The 22,095-nt window shown below is 69.5% G+C and carries 9 protein-coding genes; 4 read left to right on the top strand and 5 right to left on the bottom strand.

Annotation, left to right across the window (positions count from 1 at the left end; translation table 11 throughout):
* Positions 1 to 33: 33 nt before the first annotated feature.
* Genes H1R19_RS17700 through H1R19_RS17685 form a run of 4 tightly spaced genes read right to left on the bottom strand, consistent with a single transcriptional unit; the run spans position 34 to position 16,303 of the window.
* A complete protein-coding gene (locus tag H1R19_RS17700; RefSeq protein ID WP_219849700.1) occupies positions 34 to 816 on the bottom strand; it encodes an ABC transporter permease in 783 nt (260 codons plus the stop codon).
* Positions 806 to 2,170 carry an ABC transporter ATP-binding protein gene (locus H1R19_RS17695; protein WP_372632364.1) on the bottom strand — a complete coding sequence of 455 codons (1,365 nt, stop codon included), beginning with the start codon at positions 2,168 to 2,170 and terminating at the stop codon, positions 806 to 808. Before H1R19_RS17695 ends, H1R19_RS17700 begins: the two co-directional genes overlap by 11 nt.
* Positions 2,148 to 2,474 (bottom strand): MbtH family protein, encoded by a 327-nt coding sequence (locus H1R19_RS17690; RefSeq protein ID WP_188328706.1) that lies wholly within the window; start codon positions 2,472 to 2,474, stop codon positions 2,148 to 2,150. The genes H1R19_RS17695 and H1R19_RS17690 overlap by 23 nt, the downstream gene beginning before the upstream one ends.
* The gene (locus H1R19_RS17685; RefSeq protein ID WP_219849699.1) at positions 2,471 to 16,303 is read right to left on the bottom strand and encodes a non-ribosomal peptide synthetase; all 13,833 of its coding nucleotides are present in this window, start codon (positions 16,301 to 16,303) and stop codon (positions 2,471 to 2,473) included. The genes H1R19_RS17690 and H1R19_RS17685 overlap by 4 nt, the downstream gene beginning before the upstream one ends.
* 559 nt (positions 16,304 to 16,862) lie before the next feature.
* Here H1R19_RS17685 and rplN point away from each other — a divergent pair.
* Genes rplN through H1R19_RS17665 form a run of 4 tightly spaced genes read left to right on the top strand, consistent with a single transcriptional unit; the run spans position 16,863 to position 18,339 of the window.
* Positions 16,863 to 17,231 (top strand): 50S ribosomal protein L14, encoded by a 369-nt coding sequence (rplN, locus tag H1R19_RS17680; protein WP_188328704.1) that lies wholly within the window; start codon positions 16,863 to 16,865, stop codon positions 17,229 to 17,231.
* Position 17,232: 1 nt separating this feature from the next.
* The gene (gene rplX / locus H1R19_RS17675; RefSeq protein WP_004019492.1) at positions 17,233 to 17,550 is read left to right on the top strand and encodes a 50S ribosomal protein L24; all 318 of its coding nucleotides are present in this window, start codon (positions 17,233 to 17,235) and stop codon (positions 17,548 to 17,550) included.
* A 1-nt stretch (position 17,551) separates the two neighbouring features.
* Positions 17,552 to 18,154, top strand: a complete 603-nt coding sequence (rplE, locus tag H1R19_RS17670) for a 50S ribosomal protein L5 (RefSeq protein ID WP_188328703.1) — start codon at positions 17,552 to 17,554, stop codon at positions 18,152 to 18,154.
* A complete protein-coding gene (locus tag H1R19_RS17665; RefSeq protein ID WP_023955966.1) occupies positions 18,154 to 18,339 on the top strand; it encodes a type Z 30S ribosomal protein S14 in 186 nt (61 codons plus the stop codon). Before rplE ends, H1R19_RS17665 begins: the two co-directional genes overlap by 1 nt.
* 148 nt (positions 18,340 to 18,487) lie before the next feature.
* On the opposite strand, the gene H1R19_RS17660 is transcribed toward H1R19_RS17665, so the two are convergent.
* Positions 18,488 to 21,745 (bottom strand): hypothetical protein, encoded by a 3,258-nt coding sequence (locus H1R19_RS17660; protein ID WP_219849698.1) that lies wholly within the window; start codon positions 21,743 to 21,745, stop codon positions 18,488 to 18,490.
* Between the last annotated feature and the right edge of the window lie 350 nt (positions 21,746 to 22,095).

Below are 22,095 nucleotides of genomic sequence, written 5' to 3'. Positions count from 1 at the left end.
CGAACACGCGTGAACTTCTCTTGCGATCAAGAATCACCGATTAGCTGAACGTCGGTAAAGGATCAGCGACACCGGGATGCACACGGCCAGGATCAGCAGTGCCGAACCCACCGAATATCCCACCGCGTGGTCCGCAACCCAGCCGGTCGCCGGCGGGAAGTCGGGCGGGGCGTCGTTGCCGAAGAGCTGTCTGCACGCGGTCGCCACGGCCGTCACGGGGTTCCATTCCGCGATCGCGCGGAGGGGTCCGGGAAGGCTCTGAGCGGAGATGAACGCACTCGAGAGGAACGTCACCGGGAACATCCAGAGGAACCCGATGCTCTGTGCCGCTTCGACATTCGGTGCTGCCAGACCGGTGACGGCACCCACCCATGCCATCGCGAGCGCGAACAGGCCGATGATGCCGAAGGCGATGGCGGCGTCAACCGCGCTGCCGTGCACGCGCCATCCGATGGCGAGGCCGCAGGCGACCATGACGGCCAGGCCGACGATGCCCAGGACCATGTCCGAGGTGACGCGTCCGCTGATGACACCCAGTCGCGACATCGGCAGCGATCGTAGGCGATCCACGATTCCGTCCGAGGTGTCATTCGCCAGACCGACAGTGGTGAAGGCGGCGTTGAAGACCACCGTCTGGGTGAAGATCCCGGCCATCAGGAACTCGCGATACGAGCCGCCGCCGAATGTGGCACCGAAAACGTAGGCGAACAAGAACACGAACATCAGTGGCTGGATGGTCGCGCTGATCAGGAGGGTGGGAATCCGCTTGACGGTCAGCAGATTCCGTTCGACGAGCACTGCGGTGTCAGTGAACACGGAGTCGCTCCGATCCGATGGCCGAATTGTCCGACTTGCCGTTCGTGCCGGAATTGACAGGTTCGAAAACCGTTCTGCTGCTGCTGATCTCGATGTCATCTGTCCGGCTGACACCAGTCGTGGTGTCACCGGTTCCTGGGTCCTCGACCCGGGCGGATCCGGACGTATCTCGGGTCTGCGTATCCCGGCCGGTGAGCGTGAGGAAGACGTCGTCGAGGGTGGGGGTGGACACCGCGGCGTCGACGACGTCGATGCCGAGAGCGTCGAGTGCCTTGACCGCCGCGACGGCGCTCCGGGTCCCGGAGTCCACGGGCACCGACCACCGGATGGCATCTGCGGTCGATTCCCCGGTCTTCGAGTGTCCCGTACGCGTCTCGTCGGTGCCGAGGCGTTCGGGTGTGCCGACGCCGATGCCGGCGAGCGCGGACGCGACGAGCTCGTCGCCGGGCGAGTCGTATTCGGGGGAGTCGCCGTCGGGGCTGCCCTTCAGCGAGGTCCGGCCGGCGACCACCACGGTCAGGATCGACCCGCCCGTGGCCGCCTTGAGGTCGGCGGCGCTGCCCTGGGCGCGGATCGTGCCGTGGTCGATGACGGTGATCTCGTCGGCGAGTGCGTCGGCTTCCTCGAGGTACTGCGTGGTGAGCAATACCGTCGCGCCACCGGCGATCTGCTCGGCGATGACGTCCCACATCTGTCGCCGCCCGCGCGGGTCCAGACCTGTGGTCGGTTCGTCGAGGATGACCAGGGACGGGCGGTTGATGAGCGCCCCGGCCAGGTCGAGTCGTCGACGCATGCCGCCGGAGTAGGTGCGCATCGGCCGGTCCGCCGCGTCCTCGAGATTGAGATCGGCGATCAGCTCACGCGCGCGGGCCGAGGCCTCGGCGCGTGACTGCCCGTACAGCTGGCCCACCATGCGCAGGTTCTCGAACCCGGTCAGGTTGCCGTCGACCGCCGCGTACTGCCCCGAGACGCCGATGATCTTGCGGGCTGCACCGGGATCGGCGAGGACGTCGACACCGTCGACCACCACGCTGCCCTCGTCGGGGCGCATGAGGGTCGCCACGGCGCGCACGGCCGTCGTCTTTCCCGCGCCGTTCGGACCGAGAAGTGCGTGGACCGTTCCCGACGGCACCGTCAGATCCAGCCCGTTCAGTGCGTGCACACGCGGACCGCGACCGAAGATGCCGGTGCGGAACGACTTGCGAAGTCCGCGGATCTCAAGCGCGTTTCGTGCCGGGGTGTCGTCCAAGGCGTCCTGGGTGTGCGGGGTCGCTGCGGTCTCCGGGGTGTCCGGGGTGCCGACGCCGGTGGCGTTCGCTGGTGTTGCCGTGTCAGCCAAACTGTGCCGCCCCACGGGTGACCTCGCTTCCGGTTTTCTGTGCGCGTTCGCTGTCCGACTGTTCGGTGTCCGATGAGCGTCCGGTGTCTGATGAGCTCTCGGGGCCCCGTGACCGTTCCATGGTCCGGATCAGGCTGGCGGGCCGCATGTCTCGCCAGTTCTCCTCGACGTACTCCAGGCACTCGTCGTGCCCGGACGGTCCGAACACGGTGTCCCAGCCGTCGGGGACCGGGGCGAACTCGGGCCACAAGGAGTGTTGGTTCTCGTGGTTGACCAGGACCCGGAAGGTCCCGTCGGTGTCGTCGAACGGATTGGTCATGCTTCCCCCTCGTGTGTGGCGGCGTCCGTTGTGCCGGGACGTCCTCCGATTGCATGTATCCATTGGGATACGTTCTCCGGCAACACCATGCGGGCATGGGTGCTGGTGGTCTCGACCTCGACGAGCCGGCCGGTGGCCTTCGAGTGCCAGTCGGTGACCGCGGGTGCGCCCGGTTGCGGGTCGACCGTTGCGGTCACGAACGTCATGTCGCCGTCGAAGACGCGCGGTCGCCAGGACCGGGCCAGTGGCGAGGCATGGCCGAAGACCTCGTGGACGGCCGCGAGGGCGTCCACGGTGAGGCCGGCCAGTGCACCGCCGGTCGCCGAGAGCACGCGGTGGACGTCGGCGACGGTGAGCTCGTCGGGGTCGTCCCCGAGGCGTGTCCCCGCAGGCAGTTCCAGTCCGAATTCGCGCATCAACTCGGCGATGGAGGTCTCGGTGTCGAGATCCGGTCGTTCGGCGACGACGTAGCTGTCCAGCAGGGTCAGCTGGTCGACGGACTCGCCGGATTCCTGCAACTGCACGGCCATCTCATGCGCGATCAGCCCGCCCAACGACCACCCGAGCAGGTGGTACGGCCCGGCGGGCGCCACCGCACGGATCTGTTCGACGTATTCGGCCGCCAGGTCGGCGATCGTGTGCGGGAACGGACCGCCGGACAGCGCCGGGTGTTGCAGCCCGTACACCGCGCGATCGGCCGGCAGGTGCGGCAGCAGCGCGGCGAAGCTCCACGACAGCCCGATCGCCGGATGGACGACGAACAACGGTGGCGTCTGGGCGGCGCCGGACGAGCGTGTCGAGTGACGTCCGTTGCGGCGCAAGGGCAGAAGTGTGTCGAGTCCGAGGGTCGACGACAGGCGTGCGGACTCTCCGTGTGTCCCCGCCGTTCCCTCCGCGCCGTCGAGCAGGGTCGCGAGTTCGGCCGGGCTCGGCGCACCGAAGAGTGCCGCGGCCGAGACGTCGTGTCCGGTCAGTTCGGTCAGCTTTCGGGTCACCGACGTGGCCATCAGCGAATTGCCGCCGAGATCGAAGAACCCGTCGTCGGCGCCGACGGTCTCGATCGGGACCTCCAGGACCTCGGCGAAGGTCTGCGCGACGGCCGTCTCGAGTCCCGGCGCGGGCTGCCTGCGCGGGGCGTCGGAGACGTGGGCGGGTAGCGCCGCCCGGTCGAATTTGCCGGTCGGGGTCAGCGGGATGGTCGCGAGTACGGTCACCGAGGCCGGCACCATGTGCCGCGGCAACCGGCGGCCCGCGTGACGCCGGAGCTCGGCGGGGTCCGGGGTTGCACCCCGTGTGGCCGTGACGTAACTGCGCAGTGTCGCAGCGCCTCCCGTGCCCTCGACCAGGGTGATGGCGAAGTCGACGTCCGGGTCCGCGGCGAGCGCCTCGTCGATCTCGCCGAGTTCTATCCGGAATCCGCGGACCTGGACCTGCGTGTCGCTGCGGCCGACGTAGACGAGTTGCCCGTCGTCGGTCCAGCGGACGAGATCGCCGGTGCGGTACATGCGGTGGCCGGCGAAACGCGGTCCGGTGACCATCGGGGCGGAGACGAAGCGGGTCGCGGTGAACCCCGGTCTGCCGTGATAACCGCGGGTCACCTGGGCGCCCATCAGATAGAGGTCGCCGGTGACGCCGGGCGGCACCGGATGCAGTCGCTCGTCGAGCACGAGGGCGCCGACGCCGTTGTTGGGCGTGCCGATGGTCAGCGGTGTGTTGGGGGTCAGCGATCGGCTGCCGGTGGTGATGATCGTCGACTCGGTGGGTCCGTAGACGTTCAGCATGGTCCGGCCCGGCGACCAGCGCCGGACCAGGTCGGCGCCGTAGGCCTCACCGCCGACGGCGAGGACCCGCAGTGAGGGCACCGCGGCCGGATCCATGCTGGCCACCGCGGCCGGGGTGATGAACGCGTGGGTGGCCTGCCGGGCATCGATGACATCGCTGAGCGCCGCGCCGCCGTACACATCCGGATCGACGATCACCAGGGCCGACGAACCCGACAGTGCCAGAAGGAACTCCAGGACCGATGCGTCGAAACTCGGTGAGGCGAACTGCAACACACGCGAGGTGGGTCCCGGACCCATCCGGCGGGCCAGTTCGTCGTGCACCGCACGCAGTCCGGCATGGGGTACCAGCACGCCCTTCGGCTTCCCGGTGGAACCGGAGGTGTAGATGATGTAGGCCAGCTGGTCCGGGCGGATCGTCGATGCGCGTTCGGCATCGGTGATCGGGGCGGGCGAGGAGTGCTTCATCCGGGTGCGGGTGGAGTCCTCGTCGAGGACCAGCATCGGGGTTCCGGTTCCGGATGCGATCCGTTCCTTCGACGCCGACGTCGTGACGACGAGCTGCGCGCCGCTGTCGCCGAGCATGTGGGCGATCCGGTCGGCGGGATAGTTGGGGTCGACGGGAACATAGGCCGCGCCCGCCTTCACGATCGCCCAGATCGCCACGAGTGCGTCGATCGAGCGTTGCACGGCCATCGCGGCCACCGGTTCGGCCTGTCCGCCGATGCCCCGGCCGAGCAGCACGCGGGCCAATCGGTTGGACCGGGCGTCGAGTTCGGCATACGTGATCGTCTCGGGTTCACCGCCCGGCGTCCCCGGGGCCTCGATGGCGGCGATGCCCCCGGGGTTGCGTCGGACCGCATCGCCGAACAGGACGTCGAGCGTGGTGGGTGGGTTGCCCGCGGGGCCGAGGGCGGGACTGCGTTCGGCCACCTCGAGCGGATCGGTGATACGGATGTCGCCGATGGCGCGGCCGGGGTCGCCGAGCATCCCGCGCAGGACACGCATCAGGCGTGTGCCCAGCAGTTCGGCGTCATGGTGGCCGTATCGCGCGGTGTCGTAGGTGATCTGGATGGCGGCGCCACCGGCGTCGCCGCGGCCGGGATTCATCCCGGTGACCGTGACCTGCAGGTCGAACTTCGCTGCCGGGGACTCGAACTCGGAGACCTCGGCCAGCAGGCCGTCGTCCATGGTCACCGTCGTCCCGGTCAGGCCGCCGGCATTCCCGGGCGCCGCCGTCCCGACCGAGTAGTCGTGCACCGACAGTGCGACCTGGAAGATCGGGTGACGGCCGTTGGCGCGCAACGGGTTCACCGCCGCGACGACGTCGTCGAAGGGGAGTCCGCGGTGATCGAGTGCGTCGATGTCGGCGTCGCGGACGCGATGCACGAGCGCGGCGACACTGTCGGCGGCCCGTAGGCGGGTCCGCAGCGGCAGGACGTTGACGAACATCCCGACCACGCCGCTGTAGTCCCGGGTGGAGTCGACGGTGCCGGCGCGGTTGGCTACCGGGCTGCCGATGACCAGGTCGGAACCCACGCCGAGGCGGTGCAGCAGGATCGCGAGGGCGGTGTGCAGCACGGAGAACGGCGTCGCGGACTGTTCGCGGGCGAAGGCGACCAGGCCGGCGCGGGTGTGCGCCGCGATCGGCAACGTGACCGAGCGCGCTTCGCCAGCCGGGCGCGACCCGTCCTCGTCGCCGGGCCCGGGTCGACCGGACCTGCGCGTCTCGGCATCCGGATGCGCCGACGGCGCAACGGTGGTCTCCGCGGGTGCCTGCGCGAGCGCCTCGGTCCAGTACCGCAGATCCTCCTCGATCGCCGGATCTGTTGCGCTCTCGACCGCATGATCGCGGTAGTCGACGCCGGCGGGTCCCCAGGGTTCGGTGCGGCCACGGCGACGTTCGCCGTAGGCCCGGCACAGATCCGCGACGAGGATCGGCAACGACGCGCCGTCGGCCGCGATGTGATGGACGACGAGAGCCAGAAGATGTTCCGGCGCAGTTTCTTCGGTGCTCGTGCCGGCGACGAGGGTGGCTCGCATCGGCGCATCGCGCAGCAGGTCGACGGGTGTGGTCGCCGACAGTGCGATCTCGGCCATCGGATCGTCGGTCCGGCGGACCGGCAGGTCACCGACCACCGCGGCCGGGTCGTCGAGAACTCGGCCGACGGGCCCGGAGTCACCCAATTCGAAGACGGTCCGCAGGCTGGTGTGGCGGGCCACCACGTCGACCAGGGCGCCGCGCAATGCGTCGACGTCGAGGTCGCCGCGGAGGCGTAACACGAAGGGCATCAGGTACTCGGTGGAGTCCGGCGCGGCGGCGGCGATCGACCAGAGCCGACGCTGGACGGGCGCCAGGGGGAACGTGCTCGGCCGGGTCACGGGCAGTGCGTCGCCGGATCCTCCTGCACCGTTTTCCCCTGCACCCTGCGGCTCCCAGCCCTCGGGCAGTGCGACGAGCGCGGCGAGCGCCTCGGGGGTCGGATGGTCGAACACATCGCGCACCCGCAGCTTCTCACCGGTGTGCACGCGGTTGATCCGGCTGACCAGCGTGGTGGCCTGCAGGGAGGTGCCGCCGATCAGGAAGAAGTCGTCGGTCGCGCCGACATCGTCGGGACGGAGATCGAGGACGTCGGCGACGATCCGGACGAGTGCGGACTCGGTGTCGGTGCGCGGGGCGCGGGCGGTCGATCCGGGCCCGGCGTGGGCTGGGTCGGGCAGCGCCCGATGGTCCAGTTTCCCGTTGCCGGTCATCGGGATGGTGTCCAGTTCGACGACCGCCGCGGGCACCATGTGTCGCGGCAGCCGGCGGCGGACGGACTCGAGAACCGCCGAGGTGTCGAGGGTGTCGCCGGTGCGGGTGACGTAGCCGACGAGCGTTGCCGCCGCGCCCTGGCCGCGCACGACGACGGTCGCGTAGTCCACCCCGTCGGCAGCGGAGAGTGCCGCACCGATCTCGTCGAGTTCGATCCGGAAACCGCGGACCTTCACCTGGTTGTCGCTGCGCCCGTGATAGATCAGTGCGCCGTCGGCGGTGCGGTGGACGATGTCGCCGGTGCGGTACATGACGCGACCGCCGGTGTCCGGTCCGGCCACGAACCTGGTGGCGGTGAGCCCGCGGCGGAAGAGGTAGCCGCGTGCGACACCGGGACCGGTGAGGTACAGCTCGCCGGGGACATGGTCGGGTACCGGCTGCAGCCGGTGGTCCAGCACGAGTGCGGTGCAGTCGTGTACAGGGGTGCCGATGGTGATCGGTGCACCCGAGGTCAGCGGTTCCGACATCACCGCCACGATGGTGGTCTCGGTGGGGCCGTAGCTGTTGATGTATCTGCGTCCGGTTCCCCAGCGCGCCACCAGTTCCGGTGTGCTGGCCTCGCCGCCGACACCGAGTGTCCGCAGATGCGGCAACGGAGCGGGCGTGGCGGAGGCGAGAGCGGCCGGGGTGATGAACGCGTGGGTCACCGTGTGCTCGTCGAGGAACTCGACCAGCTCGTCGCCACCGTAGATCGAGGTCGGGGCGATGACCATCGTCGCGCCCGCGTCGACCGCGAGCAGCAGTTCCAGCATCGCGGCGTCGAAGGACGGGGAGGCGAACAGCAGGGTGCGGTCGCCCGGACCCACCCGGTACCGCTCCCGCTGGGTGGTGCTGAAAGCGGCGAGTCCGCGGTGGGTCACGCTGACGCCCTTGGGCTTTCCGGTCGAGCCCGAGGTGTAGACGATGTAGGCGACCGAATCGGTGTGTCGTGTCCCGGTGTTCTCGGCCCCGATCGTCTCGGGGGGCGGGCCGGCCAGGTCCTCCGGGGTCATCCACCAGATCGCGTGGGGCACGGTCGTCCGGCGGTCGGCGGTGGTGATGCCGATGAGCGCACCGGAATCGGTGATCATGTGCGCGATCCGCTCGGCCGGGTAGCGCGTGTCGATCGGGAGGGTCGCCGCTCCGGTCCTGGCGACCGCCCAGGTGGCGATCACCGACTCGAGGCTGCGTTCGAGCGCGATCGCGACCACGTCCTCGGTGCCCACGCCGAGTTCGCGCAGGATCCGCGCCCACCCCGCCGAGATCCGATCGATCTCGGCGTAGGTGAGGGCACGGTCGCCGTCTTCGACGGCGACGCGGTCCGGATGCGCACGAGCGGTGTCGTCGATGATGTCGGCGAGATGGCGCGGCGTGATCGTACTGTGGGGCAGTCCTTCTGGGCGCTGCACGGCGAGTCCGCCCAGCGGCAGGTCGTCGAGCGGGGTGGTGGGGTTGGCCACCACGGCGTGCGCGAGGTCGACGAGCATCGCCGCGAGGGCCGTGATGCGTTCGCGGGTGTAGACGTCGGTCGCGTAGGTGAACCGGGCGCGACCTTCGCGAACCCGGAGTTCGAGATCGAAGCGGGCGGCACCGGTCTCGACCTCCTCGGCCTCGACCTCGAGTCCCGGCAGCGTGGTGCGCGCGGAGGCGGGCCCCGCGGTGTCGGAGGTCCCGGCGTCGAACGCGAGGGCGATCTGGAACACCGGATGGCGCCCGGTGCGCGGGGGATTGAGCATCGACACGATCTGCTCGAACGGCATGTCGGACTGCGACAGCGCCTCGAGGTCACGATGGCGGACCGAGTCGAGCAGGGTGGTGAAGTCCGCACGCCCGTCGACCGGTGTGCGCAGGACCACCGAGTTGACGAACATGCCGACGATGTCGGCGAGGCGTGGGTCGGCGCGACCGGCCATCGGAGTGCCGATCACGATGTCCGACGCGCCCGCCTCGACGTGCACCCGGGGGTCGGCGTGGAGACGGTGGAGCAGGGCCGCGAACAGTGCGTGCACGCTCATGAACTCGGTGGCCCGGCCGCCGGCGAGGTCGATCAGTGCGCGGCGCAGGTCGGATCCGAAGTCGACCTCCACCGCGTCGGCGGCGCGGACGGCGTCGGCGGGTGCATCGGGGATCAGGATGGGACCGACATCGATCCCGTCGAGTTCGGTCCGCCACCACTCGGCGAGATCGGCCTGGTTGTCCAGGTTTTCGGCCTGCCAGCGCAGATAGTCGCGATAGTCGATGGGCAGCGGCCGGGCACCGGACTGCTGGGCGGCCGTGCCGGATCGCAGCTCGGCGTAGGCGCGGGTGATGTCGCGGTGCAACGGGGCCATCGACCACCCGTCGGCGGCGATGTGATGGATGACCACCGTCAGCTTGTGGTGGGTGGCATCGGCGTCGATCCGGTGCAGGACCGTGCGCAGTGGCACGTCGACGGTGAGGTCGAACGGGCGTCGCGCGAGGTCGCGCGCCCTGGCGGGCCAGTCGCCGGCGGTGGCGTCGACGACCGTCAGGTCGATGGGGACCTCGGTGCCGGGGCGCACGTCGAGGACCGGGCGTCCGTCGTCGTCGGGGTACACGGTTCGGAGCATCGCGTGGCGTTCGACGGCGAGGCGCATCGCCCCGGCGAGGGCGTCGACGTCGAGTTCACCGCGAAGATCCAGGGCGAAGGCGATGGCATAATCGGCTGTCGCCGAGCCACTTTGCGAATCCTGAGTGACTTGGCCGGCCGGGTCGTGGCCGATCGCGAGCTGATTGAGGAACCACAGCTGCTGCTGGGCGGGACCGGGGCGCACCGGGGCGTCGGGATCGTGCCGCAGGCGGGGCAGGGCGCGGGTGTCGCCGGCGCTCTCGGCGGCGGCGGCGTCGGCCGGGTCGGTGGCGAGCCGGGCGATCCCGGCGACGGTCGAATGGTCGAAGACCTCGCGGACGGGTATCCGGCGTCCGGTGATCTGTTCCAGTGCACCGACGATCTGGGTGGCGAGCAACGAGTTCCCGCCGAGATCGAAGAAGTCGTGATGGCGGCCCACCGTGCCGGGCCCGAGTTCGAGGCGCTCGGCGACGAGGTCGGCGACGGCCCGCTCGGTGGGGGTCAGCGGTGCGACGTAGATGACGCCGCCGGTGAGTGACTCGGTGTCGGGGGCCGGAAGTGCCCGCAGATCCACCTTGCCGATCGGCGTGGTCGGGATCTCGTCGAGTTCGATGACGGCCGAGGGGATCATGTGCCGCGGAAGGCGGTCGGCGAGCCGGTCGCGGACGCCCGCCGCGGTGCCCGAGGCGTCGGGTGTCATCGTCACGTACGACACCAGGTGGGCGCGGTCGCCCTCGCCGTGGGTGGTGGTCACCGCGGCCAGTACCGCGGCGTCGGCGACGAGTGCGGCGTCGACCTCACCGAGCTCGATGCGGTGGCCGCGGACCTTGGTCTGATGGTCGGCACGGCCGCGGAACTCGAGTTCGTGACCGGCGGTCCAGCGCACGAGGTCTCCGGTCCGGTACATGCGTTCCCCGGGATCGCCGAAGGGGTTGGCGATGAACCTCTTCGACGTCAGCGGGCGCACGCCGTGATACCCGCGCGCCAGATGCTGACCGGCGATGTACAACTCGCCGACCGCACCGGGGGCGACCGGCCGGAGCCGCTCGTCGAGGACGACCGCGGAGATACCGCGGATTGGCCGGCCGATGGTCAGCGTGGTGTAGTCCGGGCTGATCGGTGCGGACACGGCCGCGACGACGGTGGTCTCGGTGGGGCCGTAGGCGTTGAACAGTCGCGGGCCGGCCGACCACCGGCGCACGACCTCGGGATTGGGATGTTCGCCGCCGATGACGAGCGCCTCGAGCTCCGGTACGTCTTCGGGCGACATGGTGGTCAGCACCGACGGGGTGAGGAATGCGTGTGAGATCCGGGCCGAGCGCATCAGTTCGGCGAGCTCGGCGCCGCCGACGATCCCGGGCGGGACGATGTGCATCGTCGAACCGGCGGCGAGCGCCATCAGGATCTCCAGCACCGTGGCGTCGAAGCTGGGCGATGCCATGTGCATGGTCTGGCTCTCCGGGGTGATCCCGTACTGCGTGACCTGTTGTGCGCCGAAGTCGGCGAGCCCGCGGTGGCTGACCACGACGCCCTTCGGGGTACCGGTGGTCCCCGAGGTGTAGATCAGATAGGCGGGCTGGTCGACATCGAGCGGACCGTGCCGTTCCCGATCCGACACCGGCGCGGACGAGGTGGCCGCGAGCCGTTCGACCACGGCGGGGTCGTCGAGGGTGACGGTGAGCAGGTCGGTGCCGGGCCGGGGGTCGGATGCCCGGTCGGTGACGAGCAGCCGCGCGCCGGAATCGGTCAGCATGTGTTCGATGCGCTGCGCCGGGTACGCCGGGTCGACCGGCAACCAGGCGGCGCCGGCGCGGGCGACCGCCCACATGGTGATCATCCAGTCCACGCCACGCCCGAGCGCAACGGCGACATGGCTTTCCGGTCCCGCACCACCGGCGATGAGCACGCGGGCCAGAGCGTTCGACGCGGCGTCGAGCTCCCGGTAGGTCAGCGATCGCGCACCGTCGGTCACCGCCAGACGGTGCGGTGCGGACCCCGCGGCGGCGGACAGCAGGCCGGTGAGGTGCTCGACCGGACGCCGTCCTGCTCCGACGGCGGGTACCAGGTCGAGACGTTCGTGCATCTCCAGGACGGGGAGGTCGCCGACCGGAGTATTCGGCTCGGTGAGGGCGGCGTGCACGATCCGGCCCAGGCGCGAGGCGAGCCCGGCGACGGTGGAGCGGTCGAACAGTGCGGTCGCATAACCGATCTCGAGGGCGATGCCGGCGGGGTCGCCGGAGTCCTCGTGCAGCTCGGTGAAGGTGAACTCGAGATCGAATTTGGTGGAACCGGTGACGACGCGTGCGGCCGTGGCGGCGAGTCCGGCGAATTCGAGCGCGATCGCCGACCGGTCCTCGAGGGCAAGTGACACCTGGAAGAACGGATGTACGTTGCCGGAGCGTTCCGGGTTGAGTTCGGTGACGAGCCGGTCGAAGGGCATGTCGGCGTTGTCGAACGCGTTCAGATCGGTCTCGCGGACCTGTGCCAGCAGCTCGGCGAAACCGACGTCCTTGTCGACGTCGGTGCGCAGCGCGAGGGTGTTGACGAACATGCCCACGAGGTCGTCGACATCGGCGTCGCCGCGGCCGGAGACCGGGGTTCCGACAACGATGTCGGAGTGCTGCGACAGCGAACGCAGCAGCGATGCCACGGCGGCGTGCAACACCATGAACACGGTGGCCTCGGTGTCGGCGGCGAGGGCGCGGACCGCCCGATGATCCTCCGCCGAGATCGTCGAGGTGACCGATGCGCCGCTCGTCCCGGGCGTACCGGTGTGGGCGCGCGGCCGGTCGAGCGGTAGTTCGGACTCGCCCGGGACACCGGCCAGCGTGTCCCGCCAGAAGTCGAGTTCGGCTGCCGCATGGTCGCTCCCGGCGAGCCAGGCATGCCGGTCGGCACTGTTCTGGGAGTAGGTGACCGGCAGTGCGTCCCAGATGGGTTCGGCATGTTCGCGGCGGGCGCGATACGCGACTGCCAGATCGCCGGCCAGCGGCGCGAGCGACCATCCGTCCGCCGCGATGTGGTGAACCACCACGGTCAGGCGATGGTCGTCGTCGGAGGTGCGGACCAGTCGCGCGCGGATGGGTAGGTCGGCGCCCAGGTCGAAGGGCAGCGCGGCGAAGTCGCGATCCGAGCTCGGTGCGACATCGGCGCAACCCAGGACCGGGAGGTCGATCTCGACGGCCTGCGGGTCCGTCGCCGAGATGCATGGCACGCCATCGTGTTCGACGACGACACTGCGCAGCGGTTCGTGACGCCGGACGACGTCGGTCAGGGCCTGGTGCAGGGCGTCGATGTCGAGTGTGCCGACCAGACGAACGGAGAACGGCATGTTGTAGGTGGCCGCGGCGGCCGGATCGAGGCGGGCCGCCAGCCAGAGGCGGTGCTGCGCGGGGGAGAGGGGAACCGGGCCGGTCGGCGCCGCCCCCGCCCCGCCGGTGGCGTCATCGAGGCCGGCACGTCCGGTCGGATCCGCGGCGTCGACACCGAGATCGACCAGCGCGTCGACGATCCCGCCGAGGTCCGCGGCGTCGAAGATCGCCCGGATTCCCACGCGGTGTCCCGTGGCCTTCGTCAGCCGCGAGGCGACCCGCGTCGCCGAGAGAGAGCTCCCGCCCACGTCGAAGAAGTTGTCGCCCAGCGAGATCGGTGTGTCGTCGGCCGGCTCGCCGTCGGCGGTGGTCTCGTGCAGGTCCAGGACGTCGGCGACGGTGCGGGCGACCAGCCGCGCGAGCGGCGTGCGCGGTGCGACGAACTCGCGGTGGGTGCGCAGTTCGGGCCGGGGCAGCGCCCGGCGGTCGAGTTTGCCGTTGGCGGTGGTGGGCAGTGTGTCGAGCACCATGATCGCCGAGGGGATCATGTGCTCGGGCAGCGCCGACCGCAGTTCGGCGCGCAGGTCGCGTTGTTCGAGTCCGCTCCCGGTGACGTACCCGGCGACGGCGGGGGCGTCGGCGACCAGGTCGTCCCGGATCACCACGCCGGCGGCGGTGACGCCGTCGAGTCTGCCCATCGCGGACTCGATCTCGCCGAGTTCGACGCGCTGGCCACGGATCTTCACCTGGGAGTCGGTGCGTCCCAGGTATTCCAGTTCGCCGTCGGGCAGCAGGCGGGCGAGATCGCCGGTGCGGTAGAGACGTTCACCGTTTCCGGCCGGGGAGGCGACGAACCGCGCCGCGGTGAGGTCGGCACGGGCGCGGTAGCCGCGTGCGAGCTGGACGCCACCGAGGTAGAGCTCGCCGGTGGCGCCGGGCGGCTGTGGGCGCAGGTGATGGTCGAGCACGTGGACGGTGGTGTTCCAGACCGGCGACCCGATCGGAACGACGGCGGTGTCGGCCCGGCAGGCATCGTGGTGGGTCACGTCGATCGCGGCCTCGGTGGGGCCGTACAGATTGTGGACCGGCGCCGTGGTCAGTGCGGCGGTGGCCGCGATGGCCGACGACGTGAGTGCCTCACCGCTGGTGAAGATCCGGCGCAGCGAGGTCAGTTGTGCGGCATCGGTGTCGTCGAGCGCGGCCGCGAACGCGGCGAGCATCGACGGTACGAAATGCACGGTGGTGACGCCGCGCTCGGCGATGACGTCGCGCAGATACCACGGATCGCGGTGCCCATCGGGGCTCGGCACGACCAGGCAGGCTCCGGAGGTGAACGGCCAGAAGAACTCCCACACCGAGACGTCGAAGGTCGACGGGGTCTTCTGCAGTACCCGGTCGGTCGCATCGAGGGGATAACGCGACTGCATCCAGGCGAGTCGGTTGACGATGGCGCGATGGGTGATGACCACGCCCTTGGGTTTGCCGGTGGAACCGGAGGTGAACAGGACGTACGCGGCCTGGTCGGGGGCCGGCCGCGGGGGCTGCGCGTGCCGCCCGGGTGCGGTGGTCTTCCGCAATTCGTCCAGGACCGCGTCGGTGATGATCAGATCGGGTGTGGCCACCTCGAGGATGTGCTCGAGGCGGTCGGCCGGCTCGGCCGGGTCGAGCGGCAGGAACGCCGCGCCCGCGCGGATCACCGAATGCACGGCCAGGACCTGATCGACGCCGCGGGTGAGCGATACGGCCACCACGCTTTCGGGTCCGATGCCGCGAACCGACAGGGCCGCGGCGAGCGACTGTGCCCGCGCGGTGAACTCGGCGTGGGTGAGCGAGCCGGTGCCGTGCCCGTCGATGATCGCGGTACTGCCGGCATGACCTGCCGCGGCCCCGTCGAGGAGGTCGAGGAGAGTCTTCTCCCCGAGGTCGACCCGCTCGCCGGTCGTGTGGCCGGAGAGTTCGGTGCGCTCGGCGTCGGTGAGCATGCTGATGTGCGAGACCAGGGTGTCGGCCGGAGCGGTGACGACGGCCCCGAGGAATTCGACCAGACGCCGGTGGTGGGTGGTGATCTCGTCGGGGGAGTAGATGTTCGGGTTGGCCTCGAGGTCGAGACTCATCCCGCCGTTGAAGCTGTCGTAGACATTGACCGACACATCTTCGATGGGGCCGGTGGAGAGCACGTTCAGCTCACCGTGCAGCGGACCGAAGTCGATGTGTTCGAAGAACAGCATCACGTTGACCAGCGGACCGAAGAATCCGCGTCGTGCTCCCGCCGCCCCGAGGATGTGGGCTGCGATGTCCTCGTGACGGAACTTCTGGTGACGCACAGCGGATTTGATCTCGCCGTTGACCGCCCGGAGCAGGTCCGACACGGTGGCGGAGTCGTCGAGCGGGATACGCAGGGGTACGACGTTGGAGATGAGCCCGGCAGAGGTCCGCAGGATGTCGCGGTCGCGTGCGGCGACCGGAAGGCTGAGCATCGCCTCGTCGCGATCGGTGAAGCGTGCCACGTAGGCGGCGACCACGGCGGTGATGATCGACGCCGGCCGTACCCGGTGGGCGCGGCCCAGGTCGCGGATGCGGGTCACGAGCTCGTCGTCGAGGACGGCCGAGCGCACGTCCGACAGCGGCGAGGCCGGTCCGGACAGGCTTGTCAGCGTGGTCATCTCGGGTAGGTCGGCGAGGTGCTGCCGCCAGTGCTCACGATCGTCGGCGAACTTCGACGAGGAACGGTATGCGCGGTCGAGTTCGGCGATGTCGGACATCGTCGCGGTGTCGGCGACCGGTGGCGGGGTGCCGTCGACGATGGCGGTGTAATGCGAGGCGACGCGCAACATCAGATACATCGCGGCGTATCCGTCGTAGCCGATGTGGTGTCCGCGGCAATACCAGATCGAGTGTCCCGGGCCGAGTTTGAGGAGATGGGTTTCGAGCAACGGATCCGAGAACAGATCGGTGGGCTGTGAGCGCCTGCGGTCGATCCAGGCGAGGGCGGCGGCACGCGGATCGGTCTCGGCGGAGAAATCCTCCCGGCCCAGGACGACCAGGCGTGTGTGGTCGATCGTCATGTACGGTTCGCCGTCATCGGTGGGGATGAGACGCAGCATCGAGGCCTCGGTCTCCACCTCGGTCAGTGTCGCCGCGCGCTGCATGATGTCGGGATCGACGTCGACGAGGGGATTGTCTCCGTCCTCACCGCCGGGGCGGGAGGTGTCGCCGCGGAACTCGATGAAGGCGTCGATCGTCATCGGCACGTCTGGTTCGAGCTGCTGGGCATAGAAGACGCCGCGCTGGGCGGCGGTCATCGGAATGGCCAGTTCCGTGTCGGTGATGTGCCGGATCGCGTCGTCTGTGGTCACGCGTGCCTCCCCTGTGGCGTGCGCCCGGCGCAGCGTCGACCTCGAGCGATGAACCCGAGGTCGAACTCATGGGTGTGCTGCGGTCAGGTCGCGCATGTCGAACTGAACTCTGGACTCCGACGGCGTCGTGGTGTTCGGCTCTCGATGAGAGCTGCTCGCCCCCGCCACTGACACGCCCCCCGGTGACATCCCTTCCCTGTCCGCATCTGATGCGTGCCGGGCGGGTGTCACTGATCGGAATTGTCCCACGGGTGCTTCGTGTGGGAGATCACCGCGGATGGGTCGAGGTCGGAGAAATTTGCTCGCCGGCCGCGACGACGCACGCGTCGGGCCGGTCCGGAGGACGGATTTGGCCGGGACCTGGGCGTTCCCCTACACTTGTGGGGTTGCCTGCGGCACTGCTGTGTCGCAAATCGGCTCACGAACCCACTGGGGCGGTCCGTCCAGGTGTCACAGCCTGGTCAAAACCCCAGGCAGGCGTGTGTTCGATGGGTAACAGACCGTGTGCGTCGGGTCGGAAATCCGCCGTACATAAGAAGCCAGGTCAAGGAGACTACGAGTGATTCAGCAGGAATCGCGCGTGCGGGTCGCCGACAACACCGGAGCCAAGGAAATCTTGTGCATCCGCGTGCTGGGCGGTTCTGCGCGACGCTACGCCGGCATCGGTGACGTCATCGTCGCCACTGTCAAGGACGCCATCCCCGGCGGCAACATCAAAAAGGGTGAGGTCGTCAAGGCCGTCATCGTGCGCACCACCAAGGAGCGCCGTCGTGCGGACGGAAGCTACATCCGCTTCGACGAGAACGCCGCCGTCATCCTCAAGGGTGAGAGCGACCCCCGCGGTACCCGCATCTTCGGCCCGGTCGGCCGCGAGCTGCGTGAGAAGAAGTTCATGAAGATCGTGTCGCTGGCACCGGAGGTGATCTGACATGAAGGTTCACAAGGGTGACACCGTGATCGTCATCTCGGGCAAGGACAAGGGCGCCAAGGGCAAGGTCATCCAGGCCTTCCCGAAGACGCAGCGAGTTCTCGTCGAGGGCGTCAACCGAATCAAGAAGCACACCGCCGCGTCGGCCAACGAGCGCGGTGCCTCCTCCGGCGGCATCGTGACCCAGGAAGCCTCGATCCACGTCTCGAACGTGATGGTCGTGGACTCTGACGGCAACCCGACCCGCGTCGGTTACCGCGTCGACGAAGAATCGGGCAAGAAGGTCCGGATCTCGCGCAAGAGCGGGAAGGACATCTGACATGACTTCTACCGAAATCGAGAACGGCTCCACCGAGAGCAAGGTCCAGCCGCGTCTGAAGACTCGCTACCGCGAGGAAATCAAGGACACGCTGAACAAAGAGTTCGACTACGCCAACGTGATGCTGATCCCGGGCGTCGTGAAGGTCGTCGTGAACATGGGTGTCGGCGACGCCGCCCGTGACGCGAAGCTGATCAACGGTGCCGTCGAGGACCTGGCCAAGATCACCGGCCAGAAGCCGGAGATCCGCCGCGCACGTAAGTCCATCGCCCAGTTCAAGCTGCGCGAGGGAATGCCGATCGGTGCGCGCGTCACCCTCCGTGGTGACCGCATGTGGGAGTTCCTGGACCGCCTCGTGTCCATCGCCCTGCCGCGTATCCGCGACTTCCGCGGACTGTCGGACCGTCAGTTCGACGGCAACGGCAACTACACGTTCGGCCTGAACGAGCAGTCGATGTTCCACGAGATCAACATCGACAACATCGACCGGCCCCGCGGTATGGACATCACCGTCGTGACGTCGGCCACCACGGACGAGGAAGGCCGCGCGCTGCTGCGTGCCCTGGGCTTCCCGTTCAAGGACAACAACGTTAAGGACAACTGATGGCAAAGAAGGCTCTGGTCAACAAGGCCAACAAGAAGCCCAAGTTCGCCGTGCGTGGCTACACCCGGTGCAACCGGTGCGGTCGCCCGCACTCGGTGTTCCGCAAGTTCGGCCTGTGCCGAATCTGCCTGCGCGAGATGGCGCACGCGGGTGAGCTCCCGGGTGTGCAGAAGTCCAGCTGGTGACTTTCGCGCCTCGGATCTCCTAGCTCCGAGCCGCGTCTTACGCGGTCTCGAGCGATAGATCGATGGTTCGACGAACGGCCCCACCTCCTTTCGGAGGTGGGGCCGTTTGCGTCGGCAACCCGAGAGACGATATGTGGTGGAGGAGGGTCTATTCGAGTGTCTCGGGCAGGGTTGCGGGGGCGACGGGGACCGTCACGGACACGACCGTCGACGCCTGGGAGTCGGTGTCGGAGACCAGCACCGCGAACGCATGCGCAGCCGGACCGTCCTGGATCGCCGCGGCCTGCCGTTGAGGGTGCGTGGGCGTGAACTCGAAAGCGCCGGAATCGTGGTCGAGTATCACCTGCGAGTCGGCGGTCAGGTAGCCGAGTGCACCGTCGTCGGTGGCCATGTCGCTCACCGAACCGGATACGACGCCTGATTCCGGGTCGATGTCGGAGATGGCCGGGGTCACGTCGAAGGTCATGACGGCATCCTCGTCGTCGTGATCAGCCGACGACGCGTCGGGCCACGCCGGCCGGACCGCACGGATCGTCGAGGTCCCGGCGTCGTGCGTGACGAGCAGGACGACGCTGTCCGACGCGATGACGGGACCCCGCGGCGAATGTCCCGGGAATTCGCCGGCCACGGTGGTCGAGCCATCGCGACGGAAGGCGACCAGCGCGGTGCTCGGCCGGGGCGTTCCGGGGACGAACCGGGTCAGCGGGATGTACGTCGTGCCGTCGTCGGCCCTCGCCGGAGCGGCCGCCGGTTCGCCGACGGCCGCGGCGGACACCACGGTCTCGGCGTCCCGGCGCACCACTGCGAGGGAGGTCAGTGGATCGTCACTCACGAGATCGGCCGAGAGAACGGGGATGTACGCGGTGCCGGTTCGGTCGAAGTGCACCGAGATCGGCGATCCGGCGATGCCTGCGCCGGCCGCGATCGTGCCGTCGGCGCGGAGGAACATGACTCTCGTGCTGTCCTGGCCGTCGGCGCTCATGGTCGTCGTCGTGACGACGACGTCGCCGGTGCCGCTCGCGTGAACGCCGGCCTGCCCGATCACCGACGTCACGATCCGGTGGGCTCCGTCCGACGAGACCGCGACGACCGCGGACTCGTCGGTGACGGGGTCCGAGACGGCGATGTAGAGGTCGCCGCCCGGTCCGCGGACGGCGGCGGCGGGGAGCATGCCGCTGAACTCCACGGTCGAGAGTCGGCCGTCGGAGGCGAGGGCCGACACGTGTGAGGAACCGGTCGACTGCGAGATGACGTAGACGGGGTCGGCGTCGACCACCAGGGACGACACCCGGCCGGGGAGACCGTCGTGGGTGGTCGTCGAACCGTCGGGCCGCCGGGTGACGACGGTGGCGCGCGGTGCGGCCGGATCGCCGTGCGAGCGGACGAAGTACAGCGAGTCGTCGCGGTGGGTCCACAAGGCGCCACCGTCGGCGTCGAACACGTTGGCCAGTGGCGTGAGTTCACCGTTGCGGGCCACGCCGTACAGACGGGTCCCGCCGTCGCCGGAGGATGACAGGTAGACGCTGCCGGACGTCGACACGACGAGGCGGGTGTCGGGACCGGCGACGCTCTCCGAGGTGGTGACCGTCCCGTCTCGGTGGAGTGCGGTCACATACGTGCACGACGCGCCTTCGGCCACCGCGGGGTGCGTGGTCACCAGGTATCCGACGCCGTCGGCGTCGAGCCGTAGATCGCCGATGGGGGCGCCGGGGATCGGGTCGGTGGTCGCCACGGCACCGAACGCATCGATGTAGGTGATCCGGGTCGTCGACGGGGTGATGCTGCCGGTGGTGTCCGACGACCCGGTCACCTGATACCCGCGTCCGTCGGGTCCGAAGACCACGCCGTGCTCGCCCGGTGTCCCGGAGATCGGGATGGTGGTCAGTGTCGAGCCATCCGGCCGGAGGACGGCGACGCAGGTGCGATCGCCGGCGGATGTGGTCACGTACGCGAAACCGTCCGGGCCGACGACGGCGTCGTCGACCTGTGTTCCGGGAATCGTCACCTGCCCGGCCGAGTGTGGGCTCGTGACCGGCAGCCCGACGGCGACCGGGGTGGTGGTGCCCCGGCCGTCGTCGGCGGTGATGACGAAGGTGTCGAACCGATGGTCTTCCGGCGCGCCGTCCCTGGTCGCGGCGATCCGCGCCCGCAGAGCCGGGATGTATGCGTAGTGGCCTGTCGCGGGGTCGAAGGTGACGATGCCGCCGCGGGTGGTGAGGTAGGTCCGGTCAGCGGCGGGTGTCATACCGCTGAGGGTCGTCGTGAGGGCGTGGCCATCCGGATCGCTGAACGTCACCGAACCGTGCAGCACGCCGGGCGTCGAGGTGACCGGTGAATCGATGATCGCTGGATCGGTGACCGCCGGACTGCTGCGCGTGACGACCTGCGCGGTCATCGTCGTGCCGGGAGAGCCCTCGTGCTGCGCCCCGGATGCATCCGGGTACGCGCCGGCCGTGTCGACGACGGCGTCGGTTCGCCTGGTGCCCGCGTCCGACCTCTGGCCGGGCCCGCACTCGTCGTCGACCGAGGTGATGTCGTCGGTCAGCTCGCTGCTCGTGAACGGGTTCAGGGTCGCTTCGGCACTTGCCGCCGGGCAGGTGGTGCCGAATCGGCGGACCCACCACAGGAGCGTCCATGGCGCCGGGCTCACCGAGGTGGAGTTACCGCCGCCGAGGATGTTGATGCCCAGGAAGGCCAGGAGCCCGAACGCGCCGGCTCGACCGGGGTGCGGACGCTGCGCGACGCCGGTGTCCGATGCAGTGATGACGTCTGCCGTCGGAGGAGGGTCCGACGCCAGGCCGGTTGCCAGGAAGTGCAACGCCGCGGCACCACTCGGTACCTGGCCGGCTGCCCCCCTTCTCGGGGGCGGCGACGTGAGTGGATCGTCGTGACCGGACAGCGAGGCGTCCTCGGCGCCGGTCGCGGGCACCGCCGTCGGCCTCGGGGGCCCGCTGTCGGCGCCGGTGGGCGGGTCGTCCGCCGGCTGGTCCGCGCCCGGCGCGGGGGCCGGTTCGGCGTCGTCGGCGTCGGCTGGTGACGGGGCGGCGGGAGGATCGGAGGGGGTGCCGGGATCGGCCGGGGTGACGCCGATGCCGTCGGAACGGGAGTCCGGGACGACGTCGGCCCCGGTGTCGCTGCCCGTGTCGTCTTCGGTGGAGTCGCTGGTGTCGTCTTCCGACTGACCGGGATCACTCGTCCCGGCGTCGGGCTCGCTCGTATCGCTGTCCGCCGGCGCGTCGAAAGGCGCCGCGTCGTCGGCGGTGTCCGCACTCTCGCTGCTACCGCTTCCGGGGTCGCCCGGCTCGGCGGGCGCAGGGGCATACCCGCCGACGTAGATCGCGAGCCCGACGCCTGCCGCGATCGCGAGTGCCCGGATGCGGAGTGACCGGGGAGTGGTCATGGTCATCTTCGGAAGACCTTCTTTACGAAGCAACACATGCCGCGGTGTGACCCCGATGAGTGGTCATACTTCTCGGCCGACACAGTCGCCTGACTTCACGGTAGACGGTCGTCGTGGCGCCGCGGATCGCATTCGGCAAGTGCCATCGGACAACGTTATGTCGGGGTGCGGGCGTCGCGGCGGCGTCTCGAGTCGCACGGGGATCAGGCGCCCCGGCATTGTGTTGCGCGGCAGAACTTATGACCTTCTCGGCAGATTCCGTGCGTCTGGGGGATTGTCAGTATGCGTCGGAGGCGCCTTGATCGAAGCGGGGCGCGACGTGAAGATCGTTCGACCAGACGACACCGCCTCGTGCC

This window comes from Gordonia jinghuaiqii (assembly GCF_014041935.1).
In the GTDB taxonomy this organism is placed as follows: Bacteria; Actinomycetota; Actinomycetes; order Mycobacteriales; family Mycobacteriaceae; genus Gordonia; species Gordonia jinghuaiqii.
Note: the sequence above shows the minus strand (reverse complement) of the source record. Positions and strands in the feature narration are given on the sequence as shown.

Coding starts and splice junctions, on each gene's coding strand:
- H1R19_RS17690 (WP_188328706.1), bottom strand. CDS start 2,474: ATGACCAATCCGTTCGACGACACCGACGGGACCTTCCGGGTCCTGGTC.
- rplX (WP_004019492.1), top strand. CDS start 17,233: ATGAAGGTTCACAAGGGTGACACCGTGATCGTCATCTCGGGCAAGGAC.
- rplE (WP_188328703.1), top strand. CDS start 17,552: ATGACTTCTACCGAAATCGAGAACGGCTCCACCGAGAGCAAGGTCCAG.
- H1R19_RS17665 (WP_023955966.1), top strand. CDS start 18,154: ATGGCAAAGAAGGCTCTGGTCAACAAGGCCAACAAGAAGCCCAAGTTC.
- H1R19_RS17660 (WP_219849698.1), bottom strand. CDS start 21,745: ATGACCATGACCACTCCCCGGTCACTCCGCATCCGGGCACTCGCGATC.